Genomic DNA, 26,228 nt, shown 5'->3' with positions numbered 1-26,228 from the left:
GGCCGGGGGATCGTCCCCTTTACGCGATCGATGGGAAACTGATCATGAGCACAGCATTTGAACATCCGACCTACAACTACAAGGTGGTCCGGCAGTTCGCGATCATGACGGTGGTGTGGGGCATCGTGGGCATGACCCTCGGTGTGATTCTCGCCGCCCAACTGGTCTGGCCGGAACTCAACCTTGGCTTGCCCTGGACAAGCTTCGGTCGGCTTCGCCCGCTGCATACCAATGCGGTCATCTTCGCCTTCGGCGGCTCCGCCCTGTTCGCGACGTCCTACTACGTCGTCCAGCGCACCTGCCAGGTGAGGCTGATCAGCGACAAGCTGGCCGCCTTTACCTTCTGGGGCTACCAGGCGGTCATCCTGTGCGCGGTCGTCACCCTGCCGCTGGGCCTCACCGAGGTCAAGGAATACGCCGAGCTGGAATGGCCCATCGACATTCTGCTCGCGGTGGTGTGGGTTACCTACGCAGCCGTCTTCCTCGGCACCATCAAGGTCCGCAAGACCTCCCACATCTACGTGGCCAACTGGTTCTTCGCCGCCTTCATCCTGACCGTTGCCGTACTGCACATCGTCAACAGCGCGGCCCTTCCGGTCACCGCCACCTACTCCATCTCCATCTACTCCGGCGCCATCGACGCCATGGTGCAGTGGTGGTACGGCCACAACGCGGTAGGCTTCTTCCTGACCGCCGGCTTCCTCGGCATGATGTATTACTTTGTGCCCAAGCAAGCCGAGCGCCCGGTCTACTCCTACCGCCTGTCCATCGTCCACTTCTGGGCGCTGATCATGGTCTACATGTGGGCCGGCCCCCACCACCTGCACTACACCGCCCTGCCGAACTGGGCGCAGTCGCTGGGCATGGTGATGTCGATCATTCTGCTGGCGCCCTCCTGGGGCGGCATGATCAACGGCATGATGACCCTCTCCGGGGCCTGGCATAAGCTGCGAACCGACCCGACCCTGCGCTTTCTCGTCGTCGCGTTGTCGTTCTACGGCATGTCGACCTTCGAAGGCCCGATGATGGCGGTGAAGACCGTCAACGCCCTGTCCCACTACACCGACTGGACCATCGGTCACGTCCACGCCGGCGCCCTCGGCTGGGTCGCGATGATCACCATCGGCTCGATGTACCACCTGATTCCACGCCTGTTCGGTCACACCGAGATGTACTCCGTCAAGCTGGTGGCGGTGCACTTCTGGCTGGCCACCATCGGCACCGTGCTGTACATCGCCGCGATGTGGGTCAACGGCATCCTGCAGGGCCTGATGTGGCGCGCCATCAACGAAGACGGCACCTTGATGTACACCTTCGTCGAGACCGTCGAGGCCAGCGGCCCCGGCTACATCGTGCGCCTGATCGGTGGCCTTTTCTGGGTGACCGGCATGCTGATCATGGCCGTCAACGTGGCCATGACCGTCAAGGGTTCCGCCAAGCGCGGCGCGCCCCTGCCCCAGACCGCCTGAGTCAACGAAGGACCGAGACTGACATGAAACACGAGATCATAGAAAAGAACGTCGGTTTGATGGCGGTACTGGTGCTGGTGGTGATCAGCTTCGGTGGCCTGGCCGAGATCGTACCGCTGTTCTTCCAGAAGCAGACCACGGAGCCGGTCGAGGGCCTCGAGCCGCTGTCCGCACTGGAACTGGAAGGCCGGGACATCTATCGCCGCGAAGGCTGCGTCGGCTGTCATTCGCAGATGATTCGCCCCTTCCGTGCCGAGACCGAGCGCTATGGCCACTACAGTGTGGCCGGTGAATCCGTCTACGAGCACAACTTCCTGTGGGGGTCCAAGCGCACCGGCCCGGACCTGGCCCGCGTCGGCGGTCGCTACAGTGACGACTGGCATCGTGCCCACCTCTACAACCCGCGGGACGTGGTGCCCGAATCGGTGATGCCGGCCTACCCCTGGCTGTTCGAGAACACCCTGGACGGCGAGGACACCCCGGCCAAGATGCGCACCCTTCAGAAACTGGGCGTGCCCTACACCGACGAGCAGATCGCCAACGCCACCAGCGAGGTCCGCGGTGAGCGTGAAATCACCGCCCTGGTCGCCTACCTGCAGCAGCTTGGCACGGTGTTGCCCAGCTCGGCGAAGAGCCCGTAACCATGGATATCGGAACCTTTCGAGGCATCTTGACCGGCATCCTGCTGATCGCCTTCCTGGGCCTGGTGGCCTGGGCCTACTCGAGCCGCCGCAAGCGCGAGTTTGATCAGGCGGCGCAGCTGCCGTTCGCCGACGACGACGAACAACCGAATCGTGACCGCACGGCCGAGCGACAGGCCGATTCCCGAGAGGACAGGGGAGAGAAGAACACATGAATACGCTTTGGGGTGATGCCCTCTCAGGCTTCTGGAGTGCCTGGATCATCGTCATCACGCTCGGCACCATCGGCTTTGCGTTCTGGCTTCTGTGGGCCAACCGCAAGACCGACAAGCGCCCTGACGCCGACGGCACCGTCGAGACCACCGGCCACACCGCCGACGGTATCGACGAATACGACAACCCGCTGCCTCGCTGGTGGTTTCAGCTCTACGTTGCCACGGTGATCTTCTCCCTGGGCTATCTGGTGCTGTATCCGGGCCTCGGCAACTTCGCCGGTGTGCTGGGCTGGAGCCAGGAAGGTCAGTGGGAGGAAGAGGTCGCCCAGGCCGAAGAGCGCTTTGCGCCGATCTTCGAGAAGTACCAGCAGGTACCCATCCCGGAACTCGCCCAGGACGGTGACGCCATGCAGGTGGCCGAGCGCATCTTCCTCAACAACTGCGCCATCTGCCACGGCTCCAACGCCAAGGGCGGCTACGGCTTCCCCAATCTGACCGACGACGACTGGCTCTACGGCGGCGAGCCCGAGCACATCGTCACCACCATCAACAACGGACGCAATGGCCTGATGCCGTCATGGCAGCAGCTCGGCGCGGACAATATCGAGAACCTGACCCAGCATGTGCTGTCGCTGTCCGGCCAGGCCGAGGACGCCGAACGTGCCGAAAAAGGCGGCGCCGTCTTCACCTCGGTATGTGCCGCCTGCCATATGCCTGACGGTACCGGCAACCAGGCGCTGGGCGCGCCCAATCTGACCGACGACAGCTGGCTGTACCAGGCACCGGGCCAGAGCCTGGCCGACTCCGTGCGTCAGACGCTGCGCAACGGCCGCAACGGCCATATGCCGGCGCAGGCCGCCTACATCGGCGAGGAGCGGGTCCACCTGGTCGCCGCCTATGTCTATGGTCTGAGCCAGAATCAGGACCAGAGTCAGTAGTGACCCCAGCGGGATCGCTCCCGCGGCGAGTGCGGCGCTTGGCCGCACTCGCCACCCACCTACCCGTCAATCGCTAGACTGGGGCTTCGGCCCCATCGACGCGATGTGAGTCTGCCATGAGCGACAAGATCCCTGCCCACGACGTCACCGACCCTGCGGTGCCGCACCATTCCCCCGACAGCCAGAGCATGTACGAGAGCCGCCGGCACATCTACGTACGCGAGATCAAAGGCGTGTTCCAGCGTGTCCGTCGGGTCGCCAACTGGGCGCTGATGCTCGGTTTTCTGCTGCTGCCCTGGATTCCCTGGGGTGATCGACCGGCGGTCTGGTTTGATCTGCCGGGGCGCGAATTTCATATCTTCGCCGCCACCTTCTACCCCCAGGAATTCGTGCTGCTGTCCTGGCTTTTGATCATCTGCGCCTTCGGCCTGTTCTTCATCACCGTCTTTGCCGGTCGAGTATGGTGCGGTTACACCTGCCCCCAGAGCGTCTGGACCTTCCTGTTCATCTGGGTTGAGCACCGCATCGAGGGGCCGCGCAATCGTCGCATCAAGCTCGACAAGCGCTCCTGGGACGCCGACAAGGCCTGGCGCAAGAGCGCCAAGCACGCCATCTGGCTGATCATCTCGGCGGCCACCGGCATCACCTTCGTCGGCTACTTCACTCCGATCGGTGGCCTGGTGATGGATCTTGCCACCCTCTCGGCCAGCGGCTGGTCCTATTTCTGGGTCGGCTTCTTTATCGTCTTCACCTACCTGAACGCCGGTTGGCTGCGCGAGCAGGTCTGCCTGTACATGTGCCCCTACGCCCGCTTCCAGTCGGTGATGTTCGATCGCGACACCCTGATCGTGTCCTACGACTACCACCGCGGGGAGCCTCGCGGCCCGCGCAAGCGCAACGCCGACCCGGCAGAGCAGGGCCTTGGCCACTGCATCGACTGCGACCTCTGTGTTCAGGTCTGCCCGACCGGCATCGATATCCGCGACGGTCTGCAGTACCAGTGCATCACCTGCGCCGCCTGCATCGACGCCTGCGACAGCGTCATGGACAAGATGGGCTACCCCCGTGGCCTGGTGCGTTACACCACCGAGCACGCCCTCGACGGCAACAAGACCCACCTGTTGAGACCACGCCTGATCGGCTACCTGGTCGCCCTGGTGGTGATGATCGGCCTGTTCGTCTGGACCATCGCCGACCGCACACCGCTGGATGTGGATGTGGAGCGCGATCGCGCTCGGCTCTACCAGACACTGACCGATGGACGCATCGCCAACTCCTACGCCATGACCGTGCGTAACCTCGACAACCGCCCTCATCGCTACGTGATCGAGGTAGCCGGCATCGAGGGTCTCGAGAGCGACACCACCGCCATCGAGGTTCCCGCCAACCAGTCCCGCCAACTGGTGATGACCTTGAGCGTGAATCCTGATCAGATGGAACAACGCAGTGCCGATATCAGCGTTCGCGTCCTCGCCGAGGACGATCCGTCCGTGGCCATCGAACGTGAAAGCCGCTTTATAGGAGTTACCCCCTGATGTCCCTGTCCGATCCCCAGGTGCCGCCCTGGTACAAGCAGTTCTGGCCCTGGTTCCTGATCGCCCTGCTGCTGTCGTCGGTCACCTTCAGCATGGTCTACCTGGCCTTCTCGATCCGCTACTTCGACGGTTCGGTGCCGGACGATTACTACAAGGAAGGTCTGGCCATCAACGTCCAGCTTGAAAAGCAGCAACGTGCCGAGGCGCTGGGGCTGGCGGCCGAGCTGCGCATCGACGCCACCACCGGCGACGTGGTGGTAACGCTCGATGGCGACGAACGCCCCCAACGGCTGGACCTGGCGCTGAAGTTCCCCACCGATGGCGCCCGCGACCGGGCCCTGGTGCTGACCCACACCCGTGCAGGCCACTATGTCGGCACCCTCGAGCGCAATCTGCGCTATCGCTGGTACCTACAGCTGCAGCCCCACGCAGAAGGCGCGTCAGGACAGCCTGAATGGCGCCTGACCGGCGAGGCAAAGTTCCCGCGGGAGACCTCCGTGCGCCTGACACCGGGACTCTGATGGCGGCCTCGTGCTACCACTGTGGCGCCCCGGTGGAGGCCACAGCACCCTGGTCGATCACCCTGGATGGCCAGCGCCATCCGCTGTGCTGCCCGGGCTGCGAGGCGGTGGCCCAGGCCATCGTCGGCGGCGGCCTGGACAGCTACTATCGCTTTCGCACCGCCCTGCCGGAGCGCCCATCGCCGACACCCGCCGACGAGGCCCGCTATCAGGTATTCGACGATCCGGGCCTGCAGGATCGTTTCGTGCGTCAGGATGGCGACACCAAGGTAGCGACCCTGGCGGTGGATGGCATCACCTGCGCCGCCTGCGCCTGGCTGATCGAACACCGCCTGAATGCCCTCGACGGCCTGGAGAGCTGCGCTGTCAATCTTTCCCAGCACCGCCTTCAGGTGCGCTGGGATCCCGAACGCCTGTCGCTGTCGCGCCTGCTGGCCGAGATGGCCGCCATTGGCTATCCCTCCCAGCCCTACGAGCCGGACCAGGCCCAGCAGCGGCTCAAGCAACAGTCGCGCCAGATGATAAGGCGCCTGATCGTGGCGGCAGTCGGCATGATGCAGGTGCTGATGTTTTCCATCCCGCACTACGTCGACGGCGGTGATCTCAGCACCGAGTTCGAGCGTCTGTTTGCCTGGCTATCGCTGGCGCTGACCACTCCGGTGGTACTGTACTCGGCCCAACCCTTCTTTGTCGGCGCCCTGCGCGATCTGCGAACCCGCGTGCTGGGCATGGATGTGCCGGTGGCGCTGGCCATCGGTGGTGCCTTCGTCGCCAGCACCTGGTCGGTCGTGAGCGACTCCGGGGACCGCTACTTCGACTCGGTCAGCATGTTCACCTTCTTCCTGCTGTTCGGACGCTACCTGGAGTCTCGCGCCCGTACCCACTACGGCCGCAGCGGCAATGCCCTGGCCAGCGCGCTGCCGAGTGCCGCGGTGCGCCTCGACGAGCAGGGCGATGAACGCGTCATCCCCGCCAGTCAGCTGGTCCCGGGTGACCGGGTTCGGGTCAGCCCCGGCGCCCAGATTCCCGCGGACGGCACCCTGACCTCGGGCCTTGCCCAGATCGACGAGTCGCTGCTGACCGGCGAATCGCTGCCCCGCCTGCGTCGCCAGGGAGATGCCGTGCACGCAGGTACCCTGTGCATGGACAGCCCGATCGAAGTGATGGTCACCCGCGTCGGCGACGATACCCGCGCCGCCGGCATTCTCGATCTTACCGACCGTGCCTTCGCCCATCGTCCACGTATCGCCCGCCTGGCCGAGCAGGTGGCCCATCGCTTCGTGTTGAACCTGCTGGTCATCACCGCCCTGGTGGCGCTGGTCTGGAGCCTGATCGACCCTAGCCGCAGCCTGTGGATCACCCTGTCGGTACTGGTGGTGACCTGCCCCTGCGCCCTGGCGCTGGCGACCCCCACCGCCCTGACCGTGGCCCACGGTCGGCTGAGACGTGCCGGGGTACTGGTGACCCGAGCCGATGCGCTGGAGACCCTGGCCTGTCTCGATCGCGTCGTCTTCGACAAGACCGGCACCCTGACCCGGGGTCGCATGCAACTCGCCGAACACCGGCCGCTGAGCGACGACGAAGGAAGCGCCAACAATGGCGAGATGGACCCTGCCGCCAAGCGCCGGCATCTGGCCCTGGCGGCGGCACTGGAGACCGGCTCGGAGCACCCCATCGCCCGTGCCTTCGCTGCCTGGCGCGACGCCAGCTGCCAGGCCAGCGAACTGCGCAATCACCCGGGTCAGGGCGTGGAAGGCGTGATCGACGGCCGGCGCTGGCGACTGGGCCAGCCGCGTTTTGCCTGCCTGGGCCAACCCGTTACTGAGCTCCCTGGCGCAGGGCTTTGGCTGCTGCTGGCCTGCGAAGGCAAGCCCCAGGCCTGGTTCAAGCTCGACGATCAGCCCCGTGACGACGCCGCCGAGACCCTCGCCGCCCTCGCCCAGCGGGGGCTTGCCATCGAGATCCTGTCGGGCGACCGCGCAGTCAACGTCGGCCAGCTTGCCCGCACGCTGGGCGTCGATCAGTGGCGTGGCGAGGCCACCCCCGAGGACAAGCTCGGGCACTTGAAGGCGCGACAGGCACAGGGTGAAAAGGTGGCCATGGTCGGTGATGGCATCAATGACGTGCCGGTACTGGCCGGCGCCGACCTTGCCATCGCCATGGCCGGGGCCAGCGACCTCACCCGCACCCGCGCCGATCTGGTATTGCTGGGCGAACCGCTCACGGGTATCGTCGAAGCCATCGAGGTGGCCGGTCAGACCCGTCGCATCATTCGCCAGAATCTGTCCTGGTCGGTGCTCTACAATGTCGTGGCGCTGCCCGCAGCGGCGCTGGGCTTCGTGCCCCCATGGCTTGCCGCCATCGGCATGTCACTCAGCTCGTTGCTGGTCATCGGCAATGCCCTGCGTCTGCGACGTGGACGCACCAGGCGGACCGCGACGCCTTCACCCGTCACCGCAAGCCCCGGCCCATGAGCATCCTTTACCTGTTGATACCCTTGTCGTTGATCCTGCTGGGCCTGGCGGTCTGGGCCTTCTTCTGGGCGGTGCGCAACGACCAGTTCGAGGACCTCGAAGGCCCCGCCTATCGCATCCTGTTCGAGGATGAGGACGACACTCGCGGTGCCGATGACGGCGCTTCCTCTTCCGAAACGCCTGCGCAGACATCCGATCGTGGTCCATCGTCCAGAGGGCCTGAGTGAACCCTACCGGCCTGGAACTGCCTCCCATGATGGCGGCCTTCGTGTTTGGCCTGCTCGGCGGTGCACACTGTATTGGCATGTGCGGCGGTATCATGAGCGCCCTGACCTTTGCCATCCCACCCAGCATGCGTCAACCTTGGCGGGTGAGCACACTTGTGCTCGGCTACAATGTAGGTCGTATCACCAGCTACTGTGTGGCGGGCGCTCTGGTTGCCGCCCTGGGTTCGGTGATCGGCCTTTCGCCGACCCTGCGTGGCCTGATGCAGATCGTCGCCAGCCTGATGTTGATCCTGATGGCGCTTTACATTGCCGATCTATGGAAAGGCCTGCGTCACGTCGAGGCACTGGGACGTCACCTCTGGAGGTACCTGGAACCCGCAGGCAGACGCCTGTTGCCGGTGGTGCGTCTGCCCCAGGCGGTGGCGCTGGGCGCCATCTGGGGCTGGCTGCCCTGTGGCCTGGTGTACTCGATGCTGGCCTGGAGCCTGGCACGGGCCGAGCCCCTCGAGGGCGCACTGCTGATGGCGAGCTTCGGTCTTGGTACGCTTCCGGCGCTGGTGGTGACGGGCCTCGCCGCCAGACAAATGCAGGCCCTGCTGGCGCATCGGGCAACACGCCTTGTCGCCGCTGGCATGATCATCGCCTTTGCCGTCTGGCAACTTTGGACTGGGCTGCATCAATGACGCATCCTACCTCTAAGTTATTAATCCTAAAGAGGTAGACGCCACTTTTAGCTGATCTGAGGGTGTAGAATAGTGCCATCAACGTGCTGTACGGGCGACGTCTGTTCTCCCCATGGCCCAGTCAATATCGATCCCAGATCCACAGGAGCTGCGAATGAGTCCTACGGCCCAAGATCGGCGGCGTCCCATGCTGCATGAGACTCGCTGTGAGTCCTGCAGCCTGAGTTCCTTGTGCCTTCCGCTGTCGCTGGAGACCGCCGACCTCGAGCGCTTCGATTCCATCATCCGTCGTCACCCGCCGATCAAGAAAGGCACACGATTGGTCGAGCAGGGAGATCGCTTCACCAGCGTCTTCGCGGTCCGATCGGGGAGTCTCAAGCAGATCACCACCGAAGGCAGCGGCGAAGCTCAGTTGACCAACTTCTTCCTGCCCAGTGAACTGGTTGGTCTGGATGGCATCGACGACGGCCGCTATCCCGGCAGCGTGGTGGCGCTGGAGACCACCACGGTGTGCGAGATTCCCTTCGACCGCCTCGATGCGCTGACCCAGACCCTACCGGAGCTGCGTGCCCAGCTGTTTCGCACCCTGAGCAAGGAGCTGCGAGAGGACCGCCGGATGATGCAGCTGCTGTCACGCAAGACCGCCGATCAGCGCCTGGCCTGCTTCTTCCTCGGCCTGTCGGACCGCTTCCGCCGCCGCGGCTATTCACCGTTCAGCTTCCGCCTGTCCATGTCCCGCGCCGACATCGGCAATCACCTGGGGCTGGCGGTGGAAACGGTCAGCCGTATCCTCGGGCGTTTCCAGCAGCAGGATCTGGTGGCGGTATCGGGACGTGAGGTCAATATCCTCGACCTGACCGCGCTGTCGACCCTGGCCGACACCGAAGTTACCTGAGCGGGCCTGGCGGCAGTGTGCCGGGCTTGGCCAGCAGCGCCCGGTACCCAGGATCTGGAAAGCAAAGCGTAATAGATGGCGTGTGACAAGAAAGAGGCCGCATCCGGAGATGCGGCCTCTTTTGCTGTCATGGCGTCATGCACATTCGCTGTTGGCGAGATCAGCCGGCATCCACCACGTCGATGCGCCGGGCCTGGCGTTCGGCCTGTACGGCCTCCAGCCCCTCGAAGTCGAACAGTTGCCGATCCGCCAGCTGCGACGGCGCCACATTGGTCACCGCCTTGAACATGCTCTCGAGGCGCCCGGGATGCTTGACCTCCCACTCGGCCAGCATCTCCTTGACCACCTGGCGCTGCAGGTTGGGCTGGGAACCACACAGGTTGCACGGGATGATCGGGAACTCCATCGCCTCGCTGTAGGCCTGGATATCGGCCTCGCGGCAGTACGCCAGCGGGCGGATGACGATGTTCTTGCCGTCGTCGGAGAGCAGCTTGGGCGGCATCGCCTTGAGGCTGCCACCGAAGAACATGTTCAGAAACAGCGTCTCGAGAATGTCCTCGCGGTGGTGGCCCAGAGCGATCTTGGTCGCCCCGATCTCCTCGGCGAAGCCATAGAGAGAGCCGCGCCGCAGGCGTGAGCAGAGCGCGCAGGTGGTCTTGCCCTCCGGCGTCTTCTCCTTCACCACCGAATAGGTGTCGCGCTCGAGGATGTGGTAGTCCACGCCGATGCTGTCCAGATAGTTCGGCAGCACATGCTCCGGAAAGCCCGGCTGCTTCTGATCCAGATTCACCGCCACCAGCGAGAAGTTGACCGGCGCGTTGCGCTGAAGGCTGCGCAGGATCTCGAGCATGGTGTAGCTGTCCTTGCCACCAGACAGACACACCATGATCTTGTCGCCTTCCTGGATCATGCCGTAGTCGATGATGGCGTTACCGGCCTGGCGGCGCAGGCGCTTCTGCAGCTTGTTGAACTCACGCCGTGCCTTGGCCTGAACTTGGGCTTCCGTCTGATCGCCACCCGCAGCAGGGTCGGCCGGGCTGACGCCGGCATCGATCGAGAGATGGTCATCCTCGGGGGTACGGGGATCGAACAGGGTGGCGGAGGCGGACTGTGGCGACATGGGAGCGGGACATCACGGCTGAAAATGAAAGAGGCGCCAGTCTACCATCCGGACGCTTTAGTGGCGAAGAGGTCAGCGACCGCTTACCCCGACGAGGACAATACGGCAGGGGCTTTTCGTCGGCGGCACATCGAAAACCGCCAGGGACGACACCGCCGTAGTGGCGCCCTTGCGCGTCGTGGCCTGGTCTGGTCTGGTCTGGTCTGGTCTGGTCTGGCAAGTCGAAGAACGCAAGTGCCTGTCAGCCAGGCCCTAGGCGCTGTCCGAAAAGTCGACGAGCGAAGGTTAGACAAGGCAAAAATCGGTGAGAGAGCGCAGTTTACGGGGTGTAAATGAGCATTTTGACCGGGCTGGCGCACCAGACGATTTTTAACGCCGTATTACCGAGCGCAGGCACTTTTCAGACAAGCCCTAGACGACGTTCAGCGCCAGCAGATAGCGCACCACCACGCCCAGCAACAGCAGCAGGATGCCGGCACGTTGCCAGCCAAACTCGCGCACGGTCAGGGTCAGGCGCTTCTCCCAGAACTTGACCATGCCCCACAGGTCCCGGGTACGGCGATAGTACTGGAGGTAGGCCACCAGCACCGAGACCAGGCCCAGCGCCAGCAGCGTGGGCTCGAGAAGGGTCAACATGGAGTGCAGACTCATGACAGGATCTCCTTGCAGGTGAATGGTTGCCGGTGCGGGTGGCACCGGGTCAGCGCGGATGACGGCAACGGGTCAGCGCGATGGCGCCGTGAGTGCCCCGCTCTCCAGGCGCAGATGCATCAGCGCCGTGGTGACGGCGTCGCCCAGGGCCGTATGGCGTCCCATGATCGGGACTCCCAATCGCTCTGCCAATTGTTCAAAGGTCGGCTGTACCTCGATTTCCGGGTGACTTCGGCGCAGCCGCTTGCGGTACTGCTGGGCCACGTCGATGGTGGCGTTGGGCAGCGAGAAGCCAAACTCCGCCTTCAGGTAGCGATCCAGCATGGCCAGGTCGAAGTCGATACACCAGCCGACCAATGGGCGATTGCCGATAAATTCCAGCAGCGTCGTCAAGGCCTCGCGCACCTCGAGGCCGCCTTCCAGGTCGACCCCTCGCAGGCGATGGATGCAGATGGAGTCTCCACTCAGGCTGGCAGGACGCGCGAGCCGCAGGTCCAGCGACTCGCTGGTCAAGACGCGATCGTCACGGATGCGCACCGCAGCGATGGACACCAGCTCCGCATGACGGGTATCCAGACCGGTGGTTTCGCAGTCCAGGGACACCAGCTCATCGCCGGTATAGGGATTGAACAGCCAGGCGAAATCGCCATCGGCCTGCCGACGCCTGTCGGCCACACGCCTGATCGCTCTCAGCATCGGGTACTCTCCCAAGCGAAACCATTGACGCCAAGGCAGCTTGCCCTGGGGGGCTGCCTCGACACTCATGCATACTCCAGGTGATAGCGGTGGGACAGGCTGGCCTTGAACTCCTTGACCAGATGCAGCGCCTCGCGCAGCAGGTCCCGCTCCAGCGAATTGAGCGACTGCACCACCACCCTGTCCGGGGCGTCCGTGGCCCGGGCATCGTCGCGCCGGTAGGCCAGCTGCGCCCGAAGCCGAAGCTCACAGAACAGCGACAACGCCTCGCCGAGATCCTCCGCCACCACTCGCTCGATGCGGCCGAGTGACGCCAGCGCCGCCAGCCGGTCGTGGGTCGAGGTCTCGCGCAGCCCGCACTCCAGTGCCATGGTGCGAACACCATGGACGATGGGAAAGATGCCACCCTTCTTGATGTCGACGCCGTGCTCGGGCTTCTTCAGCGTTCCAAACAGGGTCAAGGGCGTCGAGAACCGCAACACCCCCCTCGCCAGATGGGTCAGCAACAGTTCATTGCCCCGTGTTTCTTCGATCAGCACGTCGTGGAGTCGGTCCACCAGGGCAAAGTCACCGGCCACCCCCGAGGCGTCGGCAAGCACCGCCAGACGCATCAGGCTTTCTCCGTCGGGTTCGCTGACCCAGCGACGAATGCGCGCGCGCCACTGCGCAAGGGTGCCGACCCACTGGGGGTTGGAGACCATGATGTTGCCCGGGCAGCGCGGATAGCCCAGATCGTCGAGCACGCTGGTGAACCGCGCGGTATCTGCGCTGAGCTCGTCCCACTGTTGGTCATCGGCCAGGATCAGCGCATTGTCCTGGTCGGTCTTCAGGATCTGCTCGCCGCGCCCTTCGCTGCCGAGCACCAGCAGACAGGCGCGCTCGCGCTGAGGGGCCGGCATCGAGAAGTGCCAGGCCTTGCTGATGATGCGCCCATTGAGCGCCGACAGCATGCCCATGGCGAAGCGCATGCGTACCCCCTGGGCCATCAGCGCCTCGACCAGCTCCGGCGCACGCTGACTTGCTTCGCTGAGCGAGGCCAGGGTCGTCGCCTGCTCGACCTGCAGGCTGACCACGTAGCTGCGGCTGGAAAAGAAGCTGAGCACATCGGTCAGCTCCACGACACCGATCAGCCGCTGGCCCTGAAGCACCACCACCCTGGCCACCTTGTGGCGGGTCATCTCGATCAGTGCCTCGAACAGGTACTGGCTTTCATCCACCGTCACCAGCGACAGATGAGCGATGCCACCGACCTCGGCATTACCGTCGCACCCCTCCAGCACCAGGGCCTCGAGCAGGTCGGTCTTGGTCAGCATGCCAGGACCGTCGGGCGTCTCGACCAGCAGGCTGTCGGCGCCCTTGTCCTTGAGGGTCAGCACGGCGTCGCGAATGCATGTCGTCGAGCCGACCTTGAGCGGCTCACGCATGCACTCGTTCACCCGGGCGAGCATGAATCCGGCCAGGGTGACGCCGCCCTCGGCGCGACGTTCGGCCAGCAAGCGCGTCTTGCTGATCAGGCGCTGGTGAAAGTAGTCCGAGAAGGCGGCGTTGTTCTCGCACAGCGACAGAAACAAGGTGTGCGGCATCAGATAACACAGGCTTTCTTCTTCGGCGACGAAGCGGTAACGGCTCTGGCCGTTGATCACGCTGATGGCACCGAACAGATCGCCCCCGGTGTAGTGGCCGATGCGCCCCCCGGCGGGGCCCTCGGCCGGGTCCAGTTCGGCGACTTCGCCCTTGTGGATCACAAAGACGAACTCGCCGGACTGCCCTGCATCGAGGATCACGTCATCCCGCCCGTAGTAGGCGATATCCAGCCCGCCCAGGACCCGCTCGCGCTCGGCCTCGTCGAGCAATGAAAACGGTGGATGAGTGAAGTCGATGTCGATCATGTCTGCTCCATGACCGACCCCGGCGAGGCCGGGGTCGGGGAGTGTTGTCGTCTGGCAGGGGGCGACGGATGGTGGGCCGACGCCCCTGCCTGACGGCCCGCTCTAGTGAGCGTGGGCCTCACCCGCGCCTCTCGGCACACGCACGTTCTCCACCAGTTCCTGGATGTGCTCCGGCGGTGCCGCGGTTGCCCGCGAGACCACGAAGGCCACAACGAAGTGGAGGATCATGCCGAGGGTACCGATACCCTCCGGCGAGATGCCGAACCACCAGATCGAAGGATCGGTGTTGATGAACTTGGTGTAGACGATGTAGATGAAGGTGAAGCTCAGACCCAGCACCATGCCGACGATGGCCCCTTCGCGGTTCATGCGCTTGTCGAAGATGCCAAGCAGGATCGCCGGGAAGAAGGACGAGGCAGCAAGACCGAAGGCAAAGGCCACCACCTGGGCCACGAAGCCCGGCGGGTTGATGCCGAAGTAGCCGGCTACCACCACCGCCACCGCAGCAGCACTACGCGCCGCCAGCAGCTCCCCCTTCTCGCTGAGGTTGGGATTGATCTGCTTCTTGATCAGGTCATGGGACACCGCCGCCGAGATCACCAGCAATAGACCGGCTGCGGTGGACAGCGCCGCGGCCACGCCACCGGCGGCCATCAAGGCGATCACCCAGGCCGGCAGGCCGCCGATCTCGGGGTTGGCCAGCACGATGATGTCGCGGTCGATATAGACCTCGTTGGGGCTGTCGGTAGGCGTATTGGTCACCACCCGCTGCCCGTGCTCGCCAGGAGTTTCCTCTTCCAGCGGGCCGCTTTCGAAGGTCGGCTTGCCCTCGAACGGCGCGCCCGGCCCCATCTGCACCCGACCGTCGTCGTTCTTGTCGAGCCAACCGATCAGGCCCACGCCTTCCCAGCTCTTGAACCAGGCCGGTGCCTCTTCGTAGCTGGTCTCGTGTACCGTCTCGATGATATTGGTGCGGGCGAACACGCCGACCGCCGGAGCGGTGGTGTAGAGCAGTGCGATGAACACCAGCGCCCAGCCGGCGCTGACCCGGGCGTCACGCACCCGCGGCACGGTGAAGAAGCGCACGATGACGTGGGGCAGACCCGCGGTACCGCACATCAGGGCGGCGGTGATAAAGAACACGTTGATCATCGGCTGGCTGCCGTCGGTGTAGGGCGTGATGCCCAGATCCGTCAGCAGACCGTCGAGACGATCGAGAATGTACTGGCCGCTGTCGTTGCCGGCGGCATCGACGAAGGTGGCACCGAGCCCGGTCTGCGGCAGCACGTGGCCGGTCATCATGATCGAAAGGAACACCGCCGGCACGATGAAGGCGGTGATCAGCACGCAGTACTGGGCCACCTGGGTGTAGGTGATGCCCTTCATGCCACCGAGCACCGCGTAGAAGAACACGATGACCATGCCGATGACCACGCCCAGATTGACCTCGACCTCGAGGAAACGGGCGAAGACGATACCGACGCCGCGCATCTGACCGGCGACATAGGTAAAAGACACGAAAATAACGCAGATGACCGCCACGGTACGGGCGATATTCGAGTAGTAACGGTCACCGATAAAGTCCGGCACCGTGAACTTGCCGAACTTGCGCAGGTAAGGCGCCAGCAGCATGGCCAGCATGACGTAGCCACCGGTCCAGCCCATCAGGTAGACCGAGGCGTCGTAACCCAGATAGGCGATAAGACCCGCCATGGAGATGAAGGAAGCCGCCGACATCCAGTCTGCTGCGGTAGCCATGCCATTGGCGGCAGGGTGGACGCCGCCGCCGGCGACGTAGAAATCCTTGGTAGACCCGGCACGCGACCAGATCGCGATACCGATGTAGAGCGCGAAGGACGCCCCTACAAATATATAGGTAAGTAGCTGTACATCCATGGAATCAATTCCCGTTCATTGACGTTATTTTGCGGGTGTCACTGTTCGTGGACGTCGTACTCTTCATCGAGCTTGTTCATCTTCCAGGCATAGAAAATGATCAGCACGATAAAGGTGTAGATGGATCCCTGCTGTGCAAACCAGAAGCCGAGCTTGAAGCCAAAGAACTGGATATTGTTGAGTACATCCACCAGCAGAATGCCGAAGCCATAGGAGACGATGAACCATACGGCCAGACAGCCGAGGATGGTTCGTATGTTTCGTTTCCAGTAGGCCTGTGCGCTCTTGTCTAGCATAAGGCTACCCTCAAGAAGTGGTTTGATCGCCAAATGCCGCCGCAAAGACGACACAAAGGCTCGAGAAGCAGACTAGACAAAATGGCCTTTCCTGGAACGATAACTTTAGTCGAAAAGCATAAATGCACCGCACCAAGAAAACCATTGCATTAAATATTTCAGCAACTTACAAACATTTCTGGAATATTAGCCGATGGTCTATCACTACAAAGGTGCAATCCACCTTAGTCGCGATTCAAGGCCTTGAGACCAGGCAATGCCTTTCCCTTGATGGCGCAAAATTCCGTCAATGCTTCGCGCTTCAGGCGCCCGAATCGAGTCAACCACCCTGCGCCCCTGCCGAGCAGGCCGCCAATGCCCTAGAATGGCCGCTGACGTCGAGGAGGTGCCCATGTTTGCCGGTTGGCTATTGATCGCTGTTTCACTGCTCTACATCGCCGTGCTGTTCGCCATCGCCTGGCGCGGCGATCGTCGTGCACGCCACCTGGGGGCCAGCCATCGTCGCCCGCTGGTCTACAGCCTGGCGCTGGCGATCTACTGCACCTCCTGGACCTTCCACGGCGCCGTGGGCCAGGCGGCGACCTCCGGCTGGTCGTTCGCCAGCATCTTCGTCGGTCCGGTGCTGACGCTTCTATTGTTCTGGCCGGTACTGGCCAAGATGGTGCGGGTCGCCAAGCATCAGAACGTCACCTCGATCGCCGACTTCATCGCCTCTCGCTACGGCAAGACCCAGTCTCTGGCGGCCTTCGCCAGCCTGGTCGCGCTGATCGGCACCCTGCCCTACATCGCCCTGCAGTTGAAGGCAGTGTCCACGTCCTTTGCCGTGCTCACCGACGCCTCCGACATCACCCAGGCGCCGCTGTTCGGTGACACCGCCTTCTATGTGGCCATCGTCATGGCGATCTTCGCCATCCTGTTCGGTACCCGCCATACCGACGCCACCGAGCACCACGAGGGCCTGATCCACGCGGTGGCCTTCGAGTCGCTGGTCAAGCTGGTGGCCTTCCTGATCCTCGGCGCCTACGTCACCTGGGGCATGTTCGATGGCCTGCAGGACCTGATGACCCGGGCCGACACCCACCTGCAGCTGCAGCGGCAACTGGCCCAGCAGGACTTCGGCCAGAGCTTCTGGGCCCAGACCCTGCTGGCCATGCTGGCGATCCTGTGTCTGCCGCGTCAGTTCCACGTCACCGTGGTCGAGAACACCCACCGCGACGACGCCGCCCGCGCGCGCTGGATGTTCCCGCTGTACCTGGTGCTGTTCGCCTTCTTCGTGCTGCCGCTGGCCGCCGCCGGTCTGACCATCTTCGCCGGCACCGACGTATCACCCGATACCTATGTGCTGTCGCTGCCGATGGCCGCCAACCAGAGCTGGCTGGCCCTGCTGACCTTTATCGGCGGCTTCTCCGCCGCCACCGGCATGGTCATCGTCGCCGCCGTGGCGGTCTCGATCATGATCTCCAACGAGATCGTCATCCCGGCACTGTTCCGCATGCGCTGGTTCGACACCAAGGCTCGCGACTACGGACGCCTGGTCCTGCGGGCACGGCGCATTACCATCGCCGTGATCCTGGCCATGGCCTATGGCTTCTATCAGCTGATCGGCGAATTCACCTCGCTGGCCTCCATCGGCATGCTGTCCTTCGCCGCCGCCGCCCAGTTCGCTCCGGCGCTGATCGGTGGGCTCTACTGGAAGCGCGGCAATCGCCTGGGGGTCATCGTCGGCATGAACGCGGGCTTCGCCATCTGGGCCTACACCCTGCTGTTGCCAGCGATGATCAACGCCGGTGTATTGCCCGCCGGCTGGCTACAGGGTGGGCCGCTGGGGATCGCCTGGCTGTCACCGACCTCGCTGTTCGGCCTGCACGTGGGTGACAGCTTTACCCACGGCGTGATGCTGTCGCTGGGGGTCAACCTGGTGGCCTACATCTTTGTCTCCCAGGTAACCCCTCAGCGGGTGGTGGAACGGATTCAGGCGTCGCTGTTCGTCGACAGCGTCGAGACCCGCCAGACCTCGGTCAATCGCCCCTGGACCGGGGCTACCACGGTCGGCGACCTGAAGGTGCTGTGCCAGCGCTTTCTCAGCGCCGGCCAGGTCGACCGCGCCTTCTCGGACTACGCCCGGCGCAACGGCAAGGCGCTGGAAGACAGTGCCCGAGCGTCCATCGACGTGATCCAGTTCACCGAGCGCTTTCTGGCCTCGGTGCTGGGCGCCTCGTCGGCGCGGATCGTCGTCAACTCGGCGCTGCAGGGGCGTGGCATCGGCATCTCCGACGTCATCTCCATCGTCGACGAGGCCTCCCAGGTGCTGGAGTTCAATCGCGCCCTGCTCCAGGCCACCATCGAGAACATCAACCAGGGCATCAGCGTGGTGGATCAGAACCTGCGCCTGGTAGTGTGGAACCAGCGCTATCTGGAGCTGTTCCGCTTCCCTGACCACCTGATCCGTGTCGGCGCCCCGATCGACCGCATCTTCCGCTACAACGCCCATAACGGCGAGTACGGCCCCGGCGACCCGGAAGAGCACGTGGAATTGCTGCTCGACAATATTCGTGAGGGCCAGCCCCACCGCTACGTGCGATATCGCCAGGACGGCAGCGTGCTGGAGGTCCAGGGCAACCCCATGCCCGGTGGCGGCTTCGTCTACACCTATCAGGACATCACCCAGCAGAAACGCACCGAAGAAGCGCTGATCCGCTCGGAAAACAATATCCGCATCTATACCGACAACGTGCCGGCGTTGATCGCCTACTTCGACCGGGAGTGTCGCTACCTCTTTACCAACCGTGCCTACGAGCAGGCCTTCAACATCAACCGCAACGAGGTCATCGGCAAGAAGGTGACCCAGGTGATTCCGGAGACCATGGCCGAGGAGCGCATTCCCTGGATTCAGCGCACCCTGAGTGGCGAAAGGGTCAGCTTCGAGGTCTCGCTCGAGATCACCAACGAAGGCCTGCGCTACATGCTGGTGACCTATACTCCGCACTTCGGCGACAGCGGTGCGATCCTCGGCTTCTTCGCGCTCTACCAGGACATCACCGAACGCCGGCGGGCCGAGATCGCCCTCAAGGAAACCAACGAGACCCTGGAGGAGCGGGTACGCTCGCGCACCCTGGCCCTGTCCGAAGCCAACGCCGCGCTGCGCCAGGAGAACCGGGTGCGCGCCGAAGCCGAGCAGGCCCTGCGCCAGGCCAAGCAGGTGGCCGAGGACGCCAACGCCTCCAAGACGCGCTTCCTGGCCGCAGCCAGCCATGACCTGCTGCAACCGCTCAACGCGGCGCGGCTGTTTACCTCGGCGTTGTCCCAGGACATGGGCGCCGAGGACATGAAGCGCACCATCGGCCATATCGACAGCTCACTGCAGTCCGCCGAAGAGCTGCTCGGCACCCTGCTGGACATCTCCAAGCTGGACGCCGGCGCGCTGACTCCCAGACGCAGCCATTTTGCGCTGACCGACATCCTGCGCCCGCTGCAGGCCCAGTTTGCGGTGATGGCCGAAGACCGCGGCCTGGACCTCAAGGTGGTGGGGTCGGCCCTGTGGGTGGACAGCGACAGCCAGATGCTGCGCCGAATCATCCAGAACTTCCTGTCCAACGCCATCCGCTACACCCAGGAAGGCCGGGTGCTGCTGGGCATTCGCCGGCGCGGCGAGCGCCTGCTGATCGAGGTATGGGACAGCGGCCCCGGCATCCCCGAGGCCAAGCAGGCCGAGATCTTCCAGGAGTTTCGTCGCCTGGATCAGGCCTCGCGCCATAAGGAAAGCGAGAAGGGACTGGGCCTCGGCCTGTCCATCGCCGACCGCATGAGCCGGGTACTCGACCACCCCATCCGGGTGCGCTCCTGGGTCGGCGTGGGCACGGTATTCTCGGTCAGCGTACCCAGGGTCGAGGCCAGGGCCCCGGCCGAGGACGCTGACTCCCGGCCTGCGCGCAAGGTCGCCAGCAAGCTCGACGGCAAGCGCATCCTGTGCATCGACAACGAGTCGCTGATCCTCGAGGGCATGAAGGCGATGCTGTCGGGCTGGGGCTGCGAGGTGTTCACCGCCACCTCCATCGGTGGCGCCAAGTCGGTGCTGCGCCATCTGGACGACGACCCCGACGCCATCCTCGCCGACTATCACCTGGACAACGAGGTCACCGGCCTGATGGCGCTGGACGCCCTGGGCGAGCGCCTGACCGGCGCGGTGCCCGGCATCGTGATCACCGCCGACCGCACCGAGGAGGTGGCCGAAGAGGTCCGCCGCGGTGGCTACCAGCTGCTGCTCAAGCCGGTGCGCCCGGCCGCCCTGCGGGCACTGCTGACGCGCACCCTGCAGGCCAGCCAGGCACCGCAGTAGCCGGCGCGAGCCGTGCTGGCGAAAGTTCTGTCGGCGTAAGCCCTGCTGGCAAGCAGCCCACCGGCGGCGGCGACGTGCCGGTGGGGTCCCTCAGGTACCGCAGAAGGTTCTGAGCACTCGCTCGTCGCGCCCGGGTGGGGCCAGCAGGCTGGTATCGTCCGGGGTCTGGTAGGGCCGGGTCACGGCGGCGAGCAGCGTCTCGAATACGCTCAGGTCGTCGTCATCGATGGCGGCGCGAATGGCCTTCTCGACCAGATGATTGCGCGGTATCACCTGGGGGTTGGCCGCCGCCAGGCGCGCGCCGACGACCTCGTCGGCGACGCCTTCACGGGCCAGACGCTCGCGCCAGCGCGGCAGCCAGGCCTCGAGCCTGCCACTGCGCTCAAAGCCCTCGGCAAGCGCTGCCTCATCGCCGGCCAGCGCCAGGGGCAGATGGGCAAAGCTCAGGGTGAAGTCGGCGTTGCCCTCTTCCATGGCCTTGAGGAAGTCCTCGCCCAGGGCCAGGTCCTCGTCTGCCAACGCCCCCCCCTGCCCATCGGTCGAGCGGCTTTCCGGCTGGCCTTGCGAGTCATCAGCCCCGAGTCCCAGCTTGGCACGCAGCACCGCCGTCCAGGCGGCGTCATGGCACTCGGCGAAGGCCTCGATGGCCTCGGTGGCCAGCGCCACCGCTCGCTCCTGATCGTCACTGATCAGCGGCAGCAGCGTCTCGGCCAGGCGCGCCAGGTTCCACTGGGCGATGGCCGGCTGGTTGTCCCAGGCGTAGCGCCCGCGCTCATCGATGGAGCTGAACACCCTGTGCGGGTGGAAGGCGTCCATGAAGGCGCAGGGACCATAGTCGATGGTCTCCCCCGAGATCGCGCAGTTGTCGGTGTTCATTACCCCATGAATAAAGCCGAGCCCCTTCCACTGGGCGACCAGGCTGGCCTGGCGCTCGACCACCGCCTCGACCAGCGCCAGCGCGCGCTCGGCCTCGGGCAAGTCGGCCAGCTCGGGGTAGTGTCGCTCGATGCAGAAGTCCACCAGCAGCGACAGCGCCTCGCTGTCACGACGGGCGGCAAAGTACTGAAAGGTGCCGACCCGCACATGGCTCGAGGCTACCCGGGTCAGTACCGCCCCAGGCTCCACCATCTGGCGCACCACCTGCTCGCCGCTGGCCACCGCCGCCAGCGTCCGGGTGGTGGGCACCCCCAGTGCGGCCATGGCTTCTGACACCAGATACTCGCGCAGCACCGGTCCGATCGGCGCGCGACCATCACCGCCGCGGGAAAAGGGCGTGCGTCCGGCGCCCTTTAGCTGGACCTCACGCAGGCCGCCGTCTCGATGGGCAAGCTCGCCCAGCAGGATCGCCCGACCATCGCCGAGCTGTGGCACGAAGTTGCCGAACTGATGCCCGGCGTAGGCCGCGGCGATCGGCGTCGCTCCGTCGGGCACGGCGTTGCCACCAAGCACCTCGGCGGCACGGGTCGCGTCGAAGGCGTCAAGGTCGAAACCCAGCGCCTCGGCCAGCGGACGATTGAAGGCCAGCAGACGCGGCGCCGCCACAGGGGTGGGCGCCATCTCGGCGCGCATACGATCGGGCAGGGACGCATAGCGCCCGGAAAAGGCAGGAAACATGGGCTGCTACCTCAGGCTGGCAAGTGGGATGCCGACTACCCTCGGCCCTGCCTGTGGTGGTCGTCAAGCGACATTGCTTGCGACACCACCATCCCGGTACGGCAGGGCCCGGCTAGTTCGAGGCAGTGGCGCGTCGCGACTCGCCCCCACCCTCCTCCAGCTTGCGCACGCTGGAGACAAAGTCGCTGAAGCGCTCGCCCTGGATCAGCACGTGGTCACGCAGGATGCGCTCGGCGCTCTCGGCATCACCGGCTTCGATCGCCTGGAGCACCTCACGGTGTTCATCGAGCGAGCTCTGCATGCGTGAGCGCACCTGCAATTGCAGGCGTCGATAGGGCTTGAGCCGCTGCTTGAGGGTCTGGGCCTCTTCGGCCAGGAAGGCGTTGTGGCTGGCCTGATAGATGACGCTGTGGAAGGCTTCGTTCTCGTAGTAGTAGTCGTCGCTGTCGCCGGTCTCGCCGGCGCGGCGACATCCTTCGAAGGCGTCGCGCAAGGCCTTGAGTTCATCGGCTGAGATTCTCCGCGCCGCCAGTCGACCGCACATGCCCTCGAGTTCGGCCATCACCTCGAACATCTCGATCAGTCGCTCGAGCCCTAGCCTGGCGACAAAGGTGCCCTTCTTGGGGTAGACGGTCACCAGGCCACTGGCCACCAGCTGCTGGATGGCCTCGCGCACCGGGGTACGCGATACCTGGTAGGTCCTGCACAGCTCTTCGGGGTCCAGTCGCTCACCCGGTGTGCGCCGACCATTGATGATGTCGTCCTCGAGAGAGTCCCGCAGACGCTGGGCGTTGGAGGGCTTCTTGCTCATATGGCTGTCCCCTGGCTGTCCCTTGGCTGAACTCGAATCGTTCCAGCATATCCTGTCCTGATGCGACTGACCCCTCGGCGCCCTCACTCCACCATGGTCTAAGTCCCACGAATTGACAGGAATATACATGCTGGCTATTGATGTATACATCATAGCAGATAAAAAATGTTTGACCTCCATCCCCCGCGCCGACCTCGGCGCGTTTATCCCACCACCACAACAGTGATCATCACGCTCGCTACAACACCCACTACAACAATCATCACAACAACAACGCCTCGAGGAGTCACCATGAAACGCCAAGCTCTCACTCTCGCTGTCGCCGCCATCGCCACCGCCAGCGCGTCCATTGCCAGCGCCGAGACCACCCTGCGCGTGTCCCACCAGTTTCCCGGTGGCCAGGGCGACGTGCGCGACGAAATGGTCCAGTTGATGGCCAAGGAGGTCGAAGCCGCCGGCGTCGACCTGGCCCTGCAGGTCTATCCCGGTCAGTCGCTGTTCAAGGCCAAGGAGCAGTGGGGCGCGCTGGTACGCGGCCGCCTGGACATGACCTCGCTGCCGCTGGACTACGCCAGCGGTCGTCACCCCGAGTTCTCGGCCACCCTGATGCCGGGTCTGGTGCGCAATCACGAGCGTGCCCAGCGCCTCAACGACTCCGAGTTCATGGACATGATCAAGCAGGTGATCGAGGACGCCGGCGCCCGGGTACTGGCCGACGCCTGGCTGGCTGGCGGCTTCGCCTCCAACCAACAGTGCATCACCTCGCCCGACACGGTGCAGGGCCAGACCATGCGTGCGGCTGGCCCGGCCTTCGACGAGATGCTGGCCACCGCCGGCGCCTCCATCGCCTCGATGCCCTCGTCGGAGATCTACACCGCCATGCAGACCGGCGTGCTCGACGGCGCCAACACCTCGTCGGGTTCCTTCGTCTCCTATCGCATCTACGAGCAGGTCAGCTGCCTGACGGCGCCGGGCGAGAACGCCCTGTGGTTCATGTACGAGCCGATCCTGATCTCCGAGCAGAGCTGGAACGGGCTCAACGAGGAGCAACAGCAGGCACTGATCGACGCTGGCGAGAAGGCCGAGGCGTACTTCGCCGAGCAGGCCGCCCAGCTCGACCAGACCATGGTGGAAGTGTTCGAGGAAAACGGCGTCGAAGTGGTCCAGATGTCCCAGGAAGACTACGACGCCTGGCTCGAGGTAGCGAAAGAGAGCGCCTACAAGAGCTTTGCCGAGAACGTCGACAACGGCCAGGCACTGATCGACGCCGCCCTGGCGGTGGAATAGACCGAGGTGGGCGCGGCCGCTGGCCGCGCCTCGTCGTTCGTCGCTGTCGTGTCACCTCGGAGGCTCCATGTCACACACACCGTCCCACTCTCCCCCCCACGTCTCTGCACCCGCAGCCCCCGGCTCCCGGCGACATGCCTCCGGCCCGGTGGGCGCTTTCTGTCGGCTGATGGACCGGCTATCCATCGCTATGGCAGTGGTGGCCGGCGCCGCCCTCTTTGCGGGGGTGCTGGCCGTCTGCCACATGATCTTCGTGCGCTACCTGCTCGGTGAAAGCACCACCTGGCAGACCGAATTCGCGATCTTCTCGATCACCGGCGCCATGCTGCTGGGCGCCCCCTATGTGCTGCTGACCGGCGGCCAGGTGGCGGTCACGGTGCTGCCCGATGCGCTCAAGGGCGGCATCAAGTGCGCCATGAACCTGATCGCCTCACTGTGCGGCCTGGCCTTCTGCATCGCCCTGGCCTACGGCTCCTGGCTCTACCTGCTGGAGGCCTACCACGGCGGCTGGACCACCGGCACGGTGTGGAATCCGCCGCTGTGGCCAGCGCTGGTGCCGCTGGCGCTGGGCTCGACCCTGCTGGCGCTGCAGTACCTGGCGGAAATTCTGGGAGGAGCACGCTGATGGATCCGGTTACCAGTGGCATCCTTATCGTTACCGCCCTGTTCGTGCTGATGGCCATCGGCACGCCCATCGCCTTCGCCCTCGGCGGCGTGTCCCTCGCCGCCCTGGTGATGGACCGGGGCGTCAGCGAGCTGACCTACTTCGGCGAGACCTTCTTCGGCAGCCTGGCGTCGTTCGGCTTCGTCGCGATTCCGATGTTCATCCTGATGGGCGCTGCCGTGGCTTCCTCCCCCACCGGCCGCGACCTCTATCGTTCGCTGGACCTGTGGCTCGGCAAGGTGCCGGGGGGACTGGCCATTTCCAATATCGGCGCCTGCTCGATCTTCGCCGCCCTGTCCGGCTCGTCGCCTGCCACCAGCGCCGCCATCGGCAAGCTGGGTATCCCCGAGATGCGCAAGCGCGGCTATCCCGACGGCGTGGCGGCTGGCTGCATCGCCGCCGGCGGCACCCTGGGCATCCTGATTCCGCCCTCGGTCACCATGATCGTCTATGGCATCTCCACCGAGACCTCGATCGGACGGCTGTTCATCGCCGGCGCCCTGCCCGGCATCATGCTGGCGCTGTTGTTCATGGCCTGGACGCTGATCGCGTGCAAGCTGGCCGGGGGCTATGACACCCCCAGCCCCGTCGCCGACGCCGCCCGCGAACTCAAGGACACCGTCGCCAAGAACGTCGAGACCAACATGAAGGCGCTGGTGCGGGTGCTGCCCTTCCTGGTGGTGGTCAGCGGCATCCTGTTCGCCCTCTACGGCGGTGTCGCCACGCCCTCGGAGGCGGCCGGCGCCGGGGCCTTCCTGTGTCTGGCCCTGGCCATCGTGGTCTATCGCATGTGGCAGGTGAAACCGCTCACCACCATCATGCGCGACGCCCTGCGCGAGAGCGTGATGATCATGCTGATCATCGCCTGCGCCGAGATCTTCGCCTACGCCCTGTCGTCGCTGTTCATCACCCAGACAGTGGCCGAGGCGATCGCGGCACTGGAGGTCAATCGCTGGGTACTGATGGGGATCATCAACGTCTTCTTGCTGGTGGCCGGTTTCTTCCTGCCGCCGGTGGCGGTGATCGTGATGACCGCGCCGATCCTGCTGCCGATCATTCTGGCGGCCAACTTCGATCCCTACTGGTTCGCGGTGATCCTGACCATCAACCTGGAGATCGGACTGATCACCCCACCGGTGGGCCTTAACCTGTTCATCATCAAGGGGATCGCGCCGGATATCGCGCTCAAGGACATCCTGCTCGGCAGCCTGCCCTACGCCCTGTGCATGGTGCTCGGCATCGTGCTGCTGTGCTTCTTCCCGGGCATCGCCACCTGGCTGCCGGACCTGATCATGGAGAGCGCCGGATGATCCCGACGCCGACGCGTGTGACCAGCGGGCCACCAGGCCCGCTCCCACCTGGCCCAGCCC

At 64.6% G+C, this 26,228-nt stretch carries 22 protein-coding genes; 14 read left to right on the top strand and 8 right to left on the bottom strand.

The genetic code is table 11. The features are described 5' to 3' along the window. The first annotated feature begins 44 nt into the window (after positions 1-44). The 10 genes from ccoN to fnr all read left to right on the top strand — a co-directional run bounded on the left by ccoN (position 45) and on the right by fnr (position 9,598). Positions 45-1,469 carry a cytochrome-c oxidase, cbb3-type subunit I gene (gene ccoN / locus C6W88_RS02025; protein ID WP_045992149.1) on the top strand — a complete coding sequence of 475 codons (1,425 nt, stop codon included), beginning with the start codon at positions 45-47 and terminating at the stop codon, positions 1,467-1,469. 23 nt (positions 1,470-1,492) lie between these two features. Next, positions 1,493-2,110, top strand: coding sequence for a cytochrome-c oxidase, cbb3-type subunit II (gene ccoO, locus C6W88_RS02020; protein WP_108131320.1), 618 nt, complete (start codon positions 1,493-1,495; stop codon positions 2,108-2,110). A gap of 2 nt (positions 2,111-2,112) precedes the next feature. After that, a complete protein-coding gene (locus C6W88_RS02015; RefSeq protein WP_045992151.1) occupies positions 2,113-2,325 on the top strand; it encodes a CcoQ/FixQ family Cbb3-type cytochrome c oxidase assembly chaperone in 213 nt (70 codons plus the stop codon). Next, the gene (gene ccoP, locus C6W88_RS02010) at positions 2,322-3,263 is read left to right on the top strand and encodes a cytochrome-c oxidase, cbb3-type subunit III (protein WP_045992152.1); all 942 of its coding nucleotides are present in this window, start codon (positions 2,322-2,324) and stop codon (positions 3,261-3,263) included. The genes C6W88_RS02015 and ccoP overlap by 4 nt, the downstream gene beginning before the upstream one ends. Positions 3,264-3,379: 116 nt before the next feature. Then, the gene (gene ccoG, locus C6W88_RS02005) at positions 3,380-4,798 is read left to right on the top strand and encodes a cytochrome c oxidase accessory protein CcoG (RefSeq protein WP_231498449.1); all 1,419 of its coding nucleotides are present in this window, start codon (positions 3,380-3,382) and stop codon (positions 4,796-4,798) included. After that, a complete protein-coding gene (locus C6W88_RS02000; RefSeq protein ID WP_108131319.1) occupies positions 4,798-5,319 on the top strand; it encodes a FixH family protein in 522 nt (173 codons plus the stop codon). Before ccoG ends, C6W88_RS02000 begins: the two co-directional genes overlap by 1 nt. Continuing rightward, entirely contained in the window at positions 5,319-7,793 is a 2,475-nt protein-coding gene (locus tag C6W88_RS01995) for a heavy metal translocating P-type ATPase (protein WP_108131318.1), read from the top strand. The genes C6W88_RS02000 and C6W88_RS01995 overlap by 1 nt, the downstream gene beginning before the upstream one ends. After that, a complete protein-coding gene (ccoS, locus tag C6W88_RS21835) occupies positions 7,790-8,020 on the top strand; it encodes a cbb3-type cytochrome oxidase assembly protein CcoS (protein WP_231498447.1) in 231 nt (76 codons plus the stop codon). Before C6W88_RS01995 ends, ccoS begins: the two co-directional genes overlap by 4 nt. Then, positions 8,017-8,703: a sulfite exporter TauE/SafE family protein gene (locus tag C6W88_RS01985; RefSeq protein ID WP_108131317.1), complete on the top strand. Its 687-nt coding sequence runs from the start codon at positions 8,017-8,019 to the stop codon at positions 8,701-8,703. The genes ccoS and C6W88_RS01985 overlap by 4 nt, the downstream gene beginning before the upstream one ends. 154 nt (positions 8,704-8,857) lie before the next feature. After that, entirely contained in the window at positions 8,858-9,598 is a 741-nt protein-coding gene (fnr, locus tag C6W88_RS01980) for a fumarate/nitrate reduction transcriptional regulator Fnr (RefSeq protein WP_045992157.1), read from the top strand. 160 nt (positions 9,599-9,758) lie between these two features. Here the strand turns inward: fnr and ttcA are convergent, their stop codons facing one another. The 6 genes from ttcA to C6W88_RS01950 all read right to left on the bottom strand — a co-directional run bounded on the left by ttcA (position 9,759) and on the right by C6W88_RS01950 (position 16,146). Continuing rightward, positions 9,759-10,718 carry a tRNA 2-thiocytidine(32) synthetase TtcA gene (gene ttcA, locus C6W88_RS01975; RefSeq protein ID WP_231498446.1) on the bottom strand — a complete coding sequence of 320 codons (960 nt, stop codon included), beginning with the start codon at positions 10,716-10,718 and terminating at the stop codon, positions 9,759-9,761. Positions 10,719-11,129: 411 nt separating this feature from the next. Then, positions 11,130-11,369 carry a hypothetical protein gene (locus C6W88_RS01970; protein WP_231498444.1) on the bottom strand — a complete coding sequence of 80 codons (240 nt, stop codon included), beginning with the start codon at positions 11,367-11,369 and terminating at the stop codon, positions 11,130-11,132. Positions 11,370-11,441: 72 nt separating this feature from the next. Then, positions 11,442-12,134, bottom strand: coding sequence for a 3'-5' exonuclease (locus C6W88_RS01965; protein WP_308812406.1), 693 nt, complete (start codon positions 12,132-12,134; stop codon positions 11,442-11,444). After that, on the bottom strand, positions 12,131-13,954 hold the full coding sequence (locus C6W88_RS01960) for a DUF294 nucleotidyltransferase-like domain-containing protein (RefSeq protein ID WP_108131316.1): 1,824 nt from the start codon (positions 13,952-13,954) through the stop codon (positions 12,131-12,133). Before C6W88_RS01960 ends, C6W88_RS01965 begins: the two co-directional genes overlap by 4 nt. Positions 13,955-14,056: 102 nt before the next feature. After that, on the bottom strand, positions 14,057-15,850 hold the full coding sequence (locus C6W88_RS01955) for a sodium:solute symporter family protein (protein ID WP_108131315.1): 1,794 nt from the start codon (positions 15,848-15,850) through the stop codon (positions 14,057-14,059). Between the two features lie 38 nt (positions 15,851-15,888). Then, complete coding sequence (locus tag C6W88_RS01950; RefSeq protein WP_045992160.1) at positions 15,889-16,146, bottom strand: DUF4212 domain-containing protein; 258 nt, start codon at positions 16,144-16,146, stop codon at positions 15,889-15,891. A 391-nt stretch (positions 16,147-16,537) separates the two neighbouring features. Here C6W88_RS01950 and C6W88_RS01945 point away from each other — a divergent pair, with 391 nt between their 5' ends. Next, positions 16,538-20,482: a hybrid sensor histidine kinase/response regulator gene (locus C6W88_RS01945; protein WP_108131314.1), complete on the top strand. Its 3,945-nt coding sequence runs from the start codon at positions 16,538-16,540 to the stop codon at positions 20,480-20,482. Positions 20,483-20,572: 90 nt separating this feature from the next. Here the strand turns inward: C6W88_RS01945 and C6W88_RS01940 are convergent, their stop codons facing one another. Continuing rightward, positions 20,573-22,096 carry a protein adenylyltransferase SelO gene (locus C6W88_RS01940; RefSeq protein WP_108131313.1) on the bottom strand — a complete coding sequence of 508 codons (1,524 nt, stop codon included), beginning with the start codon at positions 22,094-22,096 and terminating at the stop codon, positions 20,573-20,575. Between the two features lie 112 nt (positions 22,097-22,208). After that, positions 22,209-22,907, bottom strand: coding sequence for a GntR family transcriptional regulator (locus tag C6W88_RS01935; RefSeq protein WP_108131312.1), 699 nt, complete (start codon positions 22,905-22,907; stop codon positions 22,209-22,211). Positions 22,908-23,198: 291 nt separating this feature from the next. On the opposite strand from C6W88_RS01935, the gene C6W88_RS01930 reads away from it, so the two are divergent. From C6W88_RS01930 to C6W88_RS01920, 3 genes are all read left to right on the top strand, one after another. Further along, entirely contained in the window at positions 23,199-24,194 is a 996-nt protein-coding gene (locus tag C6W88_RS01930) for a TRAP transporter substrate-binding protein (protein ID WP_108131311.1), read from the top strand. A 67-nt stretch (positions 24,195-24,261) separates the two neighbouring features. Continuing rightward, on the top strand, positions 24,262-24,819 hold the full coding sequence (locus C6W88_RS01925) for a TRAP transporter small permease subunit (protein ID WP_197037048.1): 558 nt from the start codon (positions 24,262-24,264) through the stop codon (positions 24,817-24,819). Continuing rightward, positions 24,819-26,168 (top strand): TRAP transporter large permease, encoded by a 1,350-nt coding sequence (locus C6W88_RS01920; protein WP_108131310.1) that lies wholly within the window; start codon positions 24,819-24,821, stop codon positions 26,166-26,168. The genes C6W88_RS01925 and C6W88_RS01920 overlap by 1 nt, the downstream gene beginning before the upstream one ends. Positions 26,169-26,228: the final 60 nt, after the last annotated feature.

It is taken from the genome of Halomonas litopenaei, from assembly GCF_003045775.1.
Classification (GTDB): Bacteria; Pseudomonadota; Gammaproteobacteria; order Pseudomonadales; family Halomonadaceae; genus Halomonas; species Halomonas litopenaei.
The sequence above is the reverse complement of the archived record's forward strand: the minus strand, read 5'-3'. Positions and strand labels throughout refer to the sequence as shown.

Coding starts and splice junctions, on each gene's coding strand:
- ccoN (WP_045992149.1), top strand. CDS start 45: ATGAGCACAGCATTTGAACATCCGACCTACAACTACAAGGTGGTCCGG.
- ccoO (WP_108131320.1), top strand. CDS start 1,493: ATGAAACACGAGATCATAGAAAAGAACGTCGGTTTGATGGCGGTACTG.
- C6W88_RS02015 (WP_045992151.1), top strand. CDS start 2,113: ATGGATATCGGAACCTTTCGAGGCATCTTGACCGGCATCCTGCTGATC.
- ccoP (WP_045992152.1), top strand. CDS start 2,322: ATGAATACGCTTTGGGGTGATGCCCTCTCAGGCTTCTGGAGTGCCTGG.
- ccoG (WP_231498449.1), top strand. CDS start 3,380: ATGAGCGACAAGATCCCTGCCCACGACGTCACCGACCCTGCGGTGCCG.
- C6W88_RS02000 (WP_108131319.1), top strand. CDS start 4,798: ATGTCCCTGTCCGATCCCCAGGTGCCGCCCTGGTACAAGCAGTTCTGG.
- C6W88_RS01995 (WP_108131318.1), top strand. CDS start 5,319: ATGGCGGCCTCGTGCTACCACTGTGGCGCCCCGGTGGAGGCCACAGCA.
- ccoS (WP_231498447.1), top strand. CDS start 7,790: ATGAGCATCCTTTACCTGTTGATACCCTTGTCGTTGATCCTGCTGGGC.
- fnr (WP_045992157.1), top strand. CDS start 8,858: ATGAGTCCTACGGCCCAAGATCGGCGGCGTCCCATGCTGCATGAGACT.
- ttcA (WP_231498446.1), bottom strand. CDS start 10,718: ATGTCGCCACAGTCCGCCTCCGCCACCCTGTTCGATCCCCGTACCCCC.
- C6W88_RS01970 (WP_231498444.1), bottom strand. CDS start 11,369: ATGAGTCTGCACTCCATGTTGACCCTTCTCGAGCCCACGCTGCTGGCG.
- C6W88_RS01965 (WP_308812406.1), bottom strand. CDS start 12,134: ATGAGTGTCGAGGCAGCCCCCCAGGGCAAGCTGCCTTGGCGTCAATGG.
- C6W88_RS01960 (WP_108131316.1), bottom strand. CDS start 13,954: ATGATCGACATCGACTTCACTCATCCACCGTTTTCATTGCTCGACGAG.
- C6W88_RS01955 (WP_108131315.1), bottom strand. CDS start 15,850: ATGGATGTACAGCTACTTACCTATATATTTGTAGGGGCGTCCTTCGCG.
- C6W88_RS01950 (WP_045992160.1), bottom strand. CDS start 16,146: ATGCTAGACAAGAGCGCACAGGCCTACTGGAAACGAAACATACGAACC.
- C6W88_RS01945 (WP_108131314.1), top strand. CDS start 16,538: ATGTTTGCCGGTTGGCTATTGATCGCTGTTTCACTGCTCTACATCGCC.
- C6W88_RS01940 (WP_108131313.1), bottom strand. CDS start 22,096: ATGTTTCCTGCCTTTTCCGGGCGCTATGCGTCCCTGCCCGATCGTATG.
- C6W88_RS01935 (WP_108131312.1), bottom strand. CDS start 22,907: ATGAGCAAGAAGCCCTCCAACGCCCAGCGTCTGCGGGACTCTCTCGAG.
- C6W88_RS01930 (WP_108131311.1), top strand. CDS start 23,199: ATGAAACGCCAAGCTCTCACTCTCGCTGTCGCCGCCATCGCCACCGCC.
- C6W88_RS01925 (WP_197037048.1), top strand. CDS start 24,262: ATGTCACACACACCGTCCCACTCTCCCCCCCACGTCTCTGCACCCGCA.
- C6W88_RS01920 (WP_108131310.1), top strand. CDS start 24,819: ATGGATCCGGTTACCAGTGGCATCCTTATCGTTACCGCCCTGTTCGTG.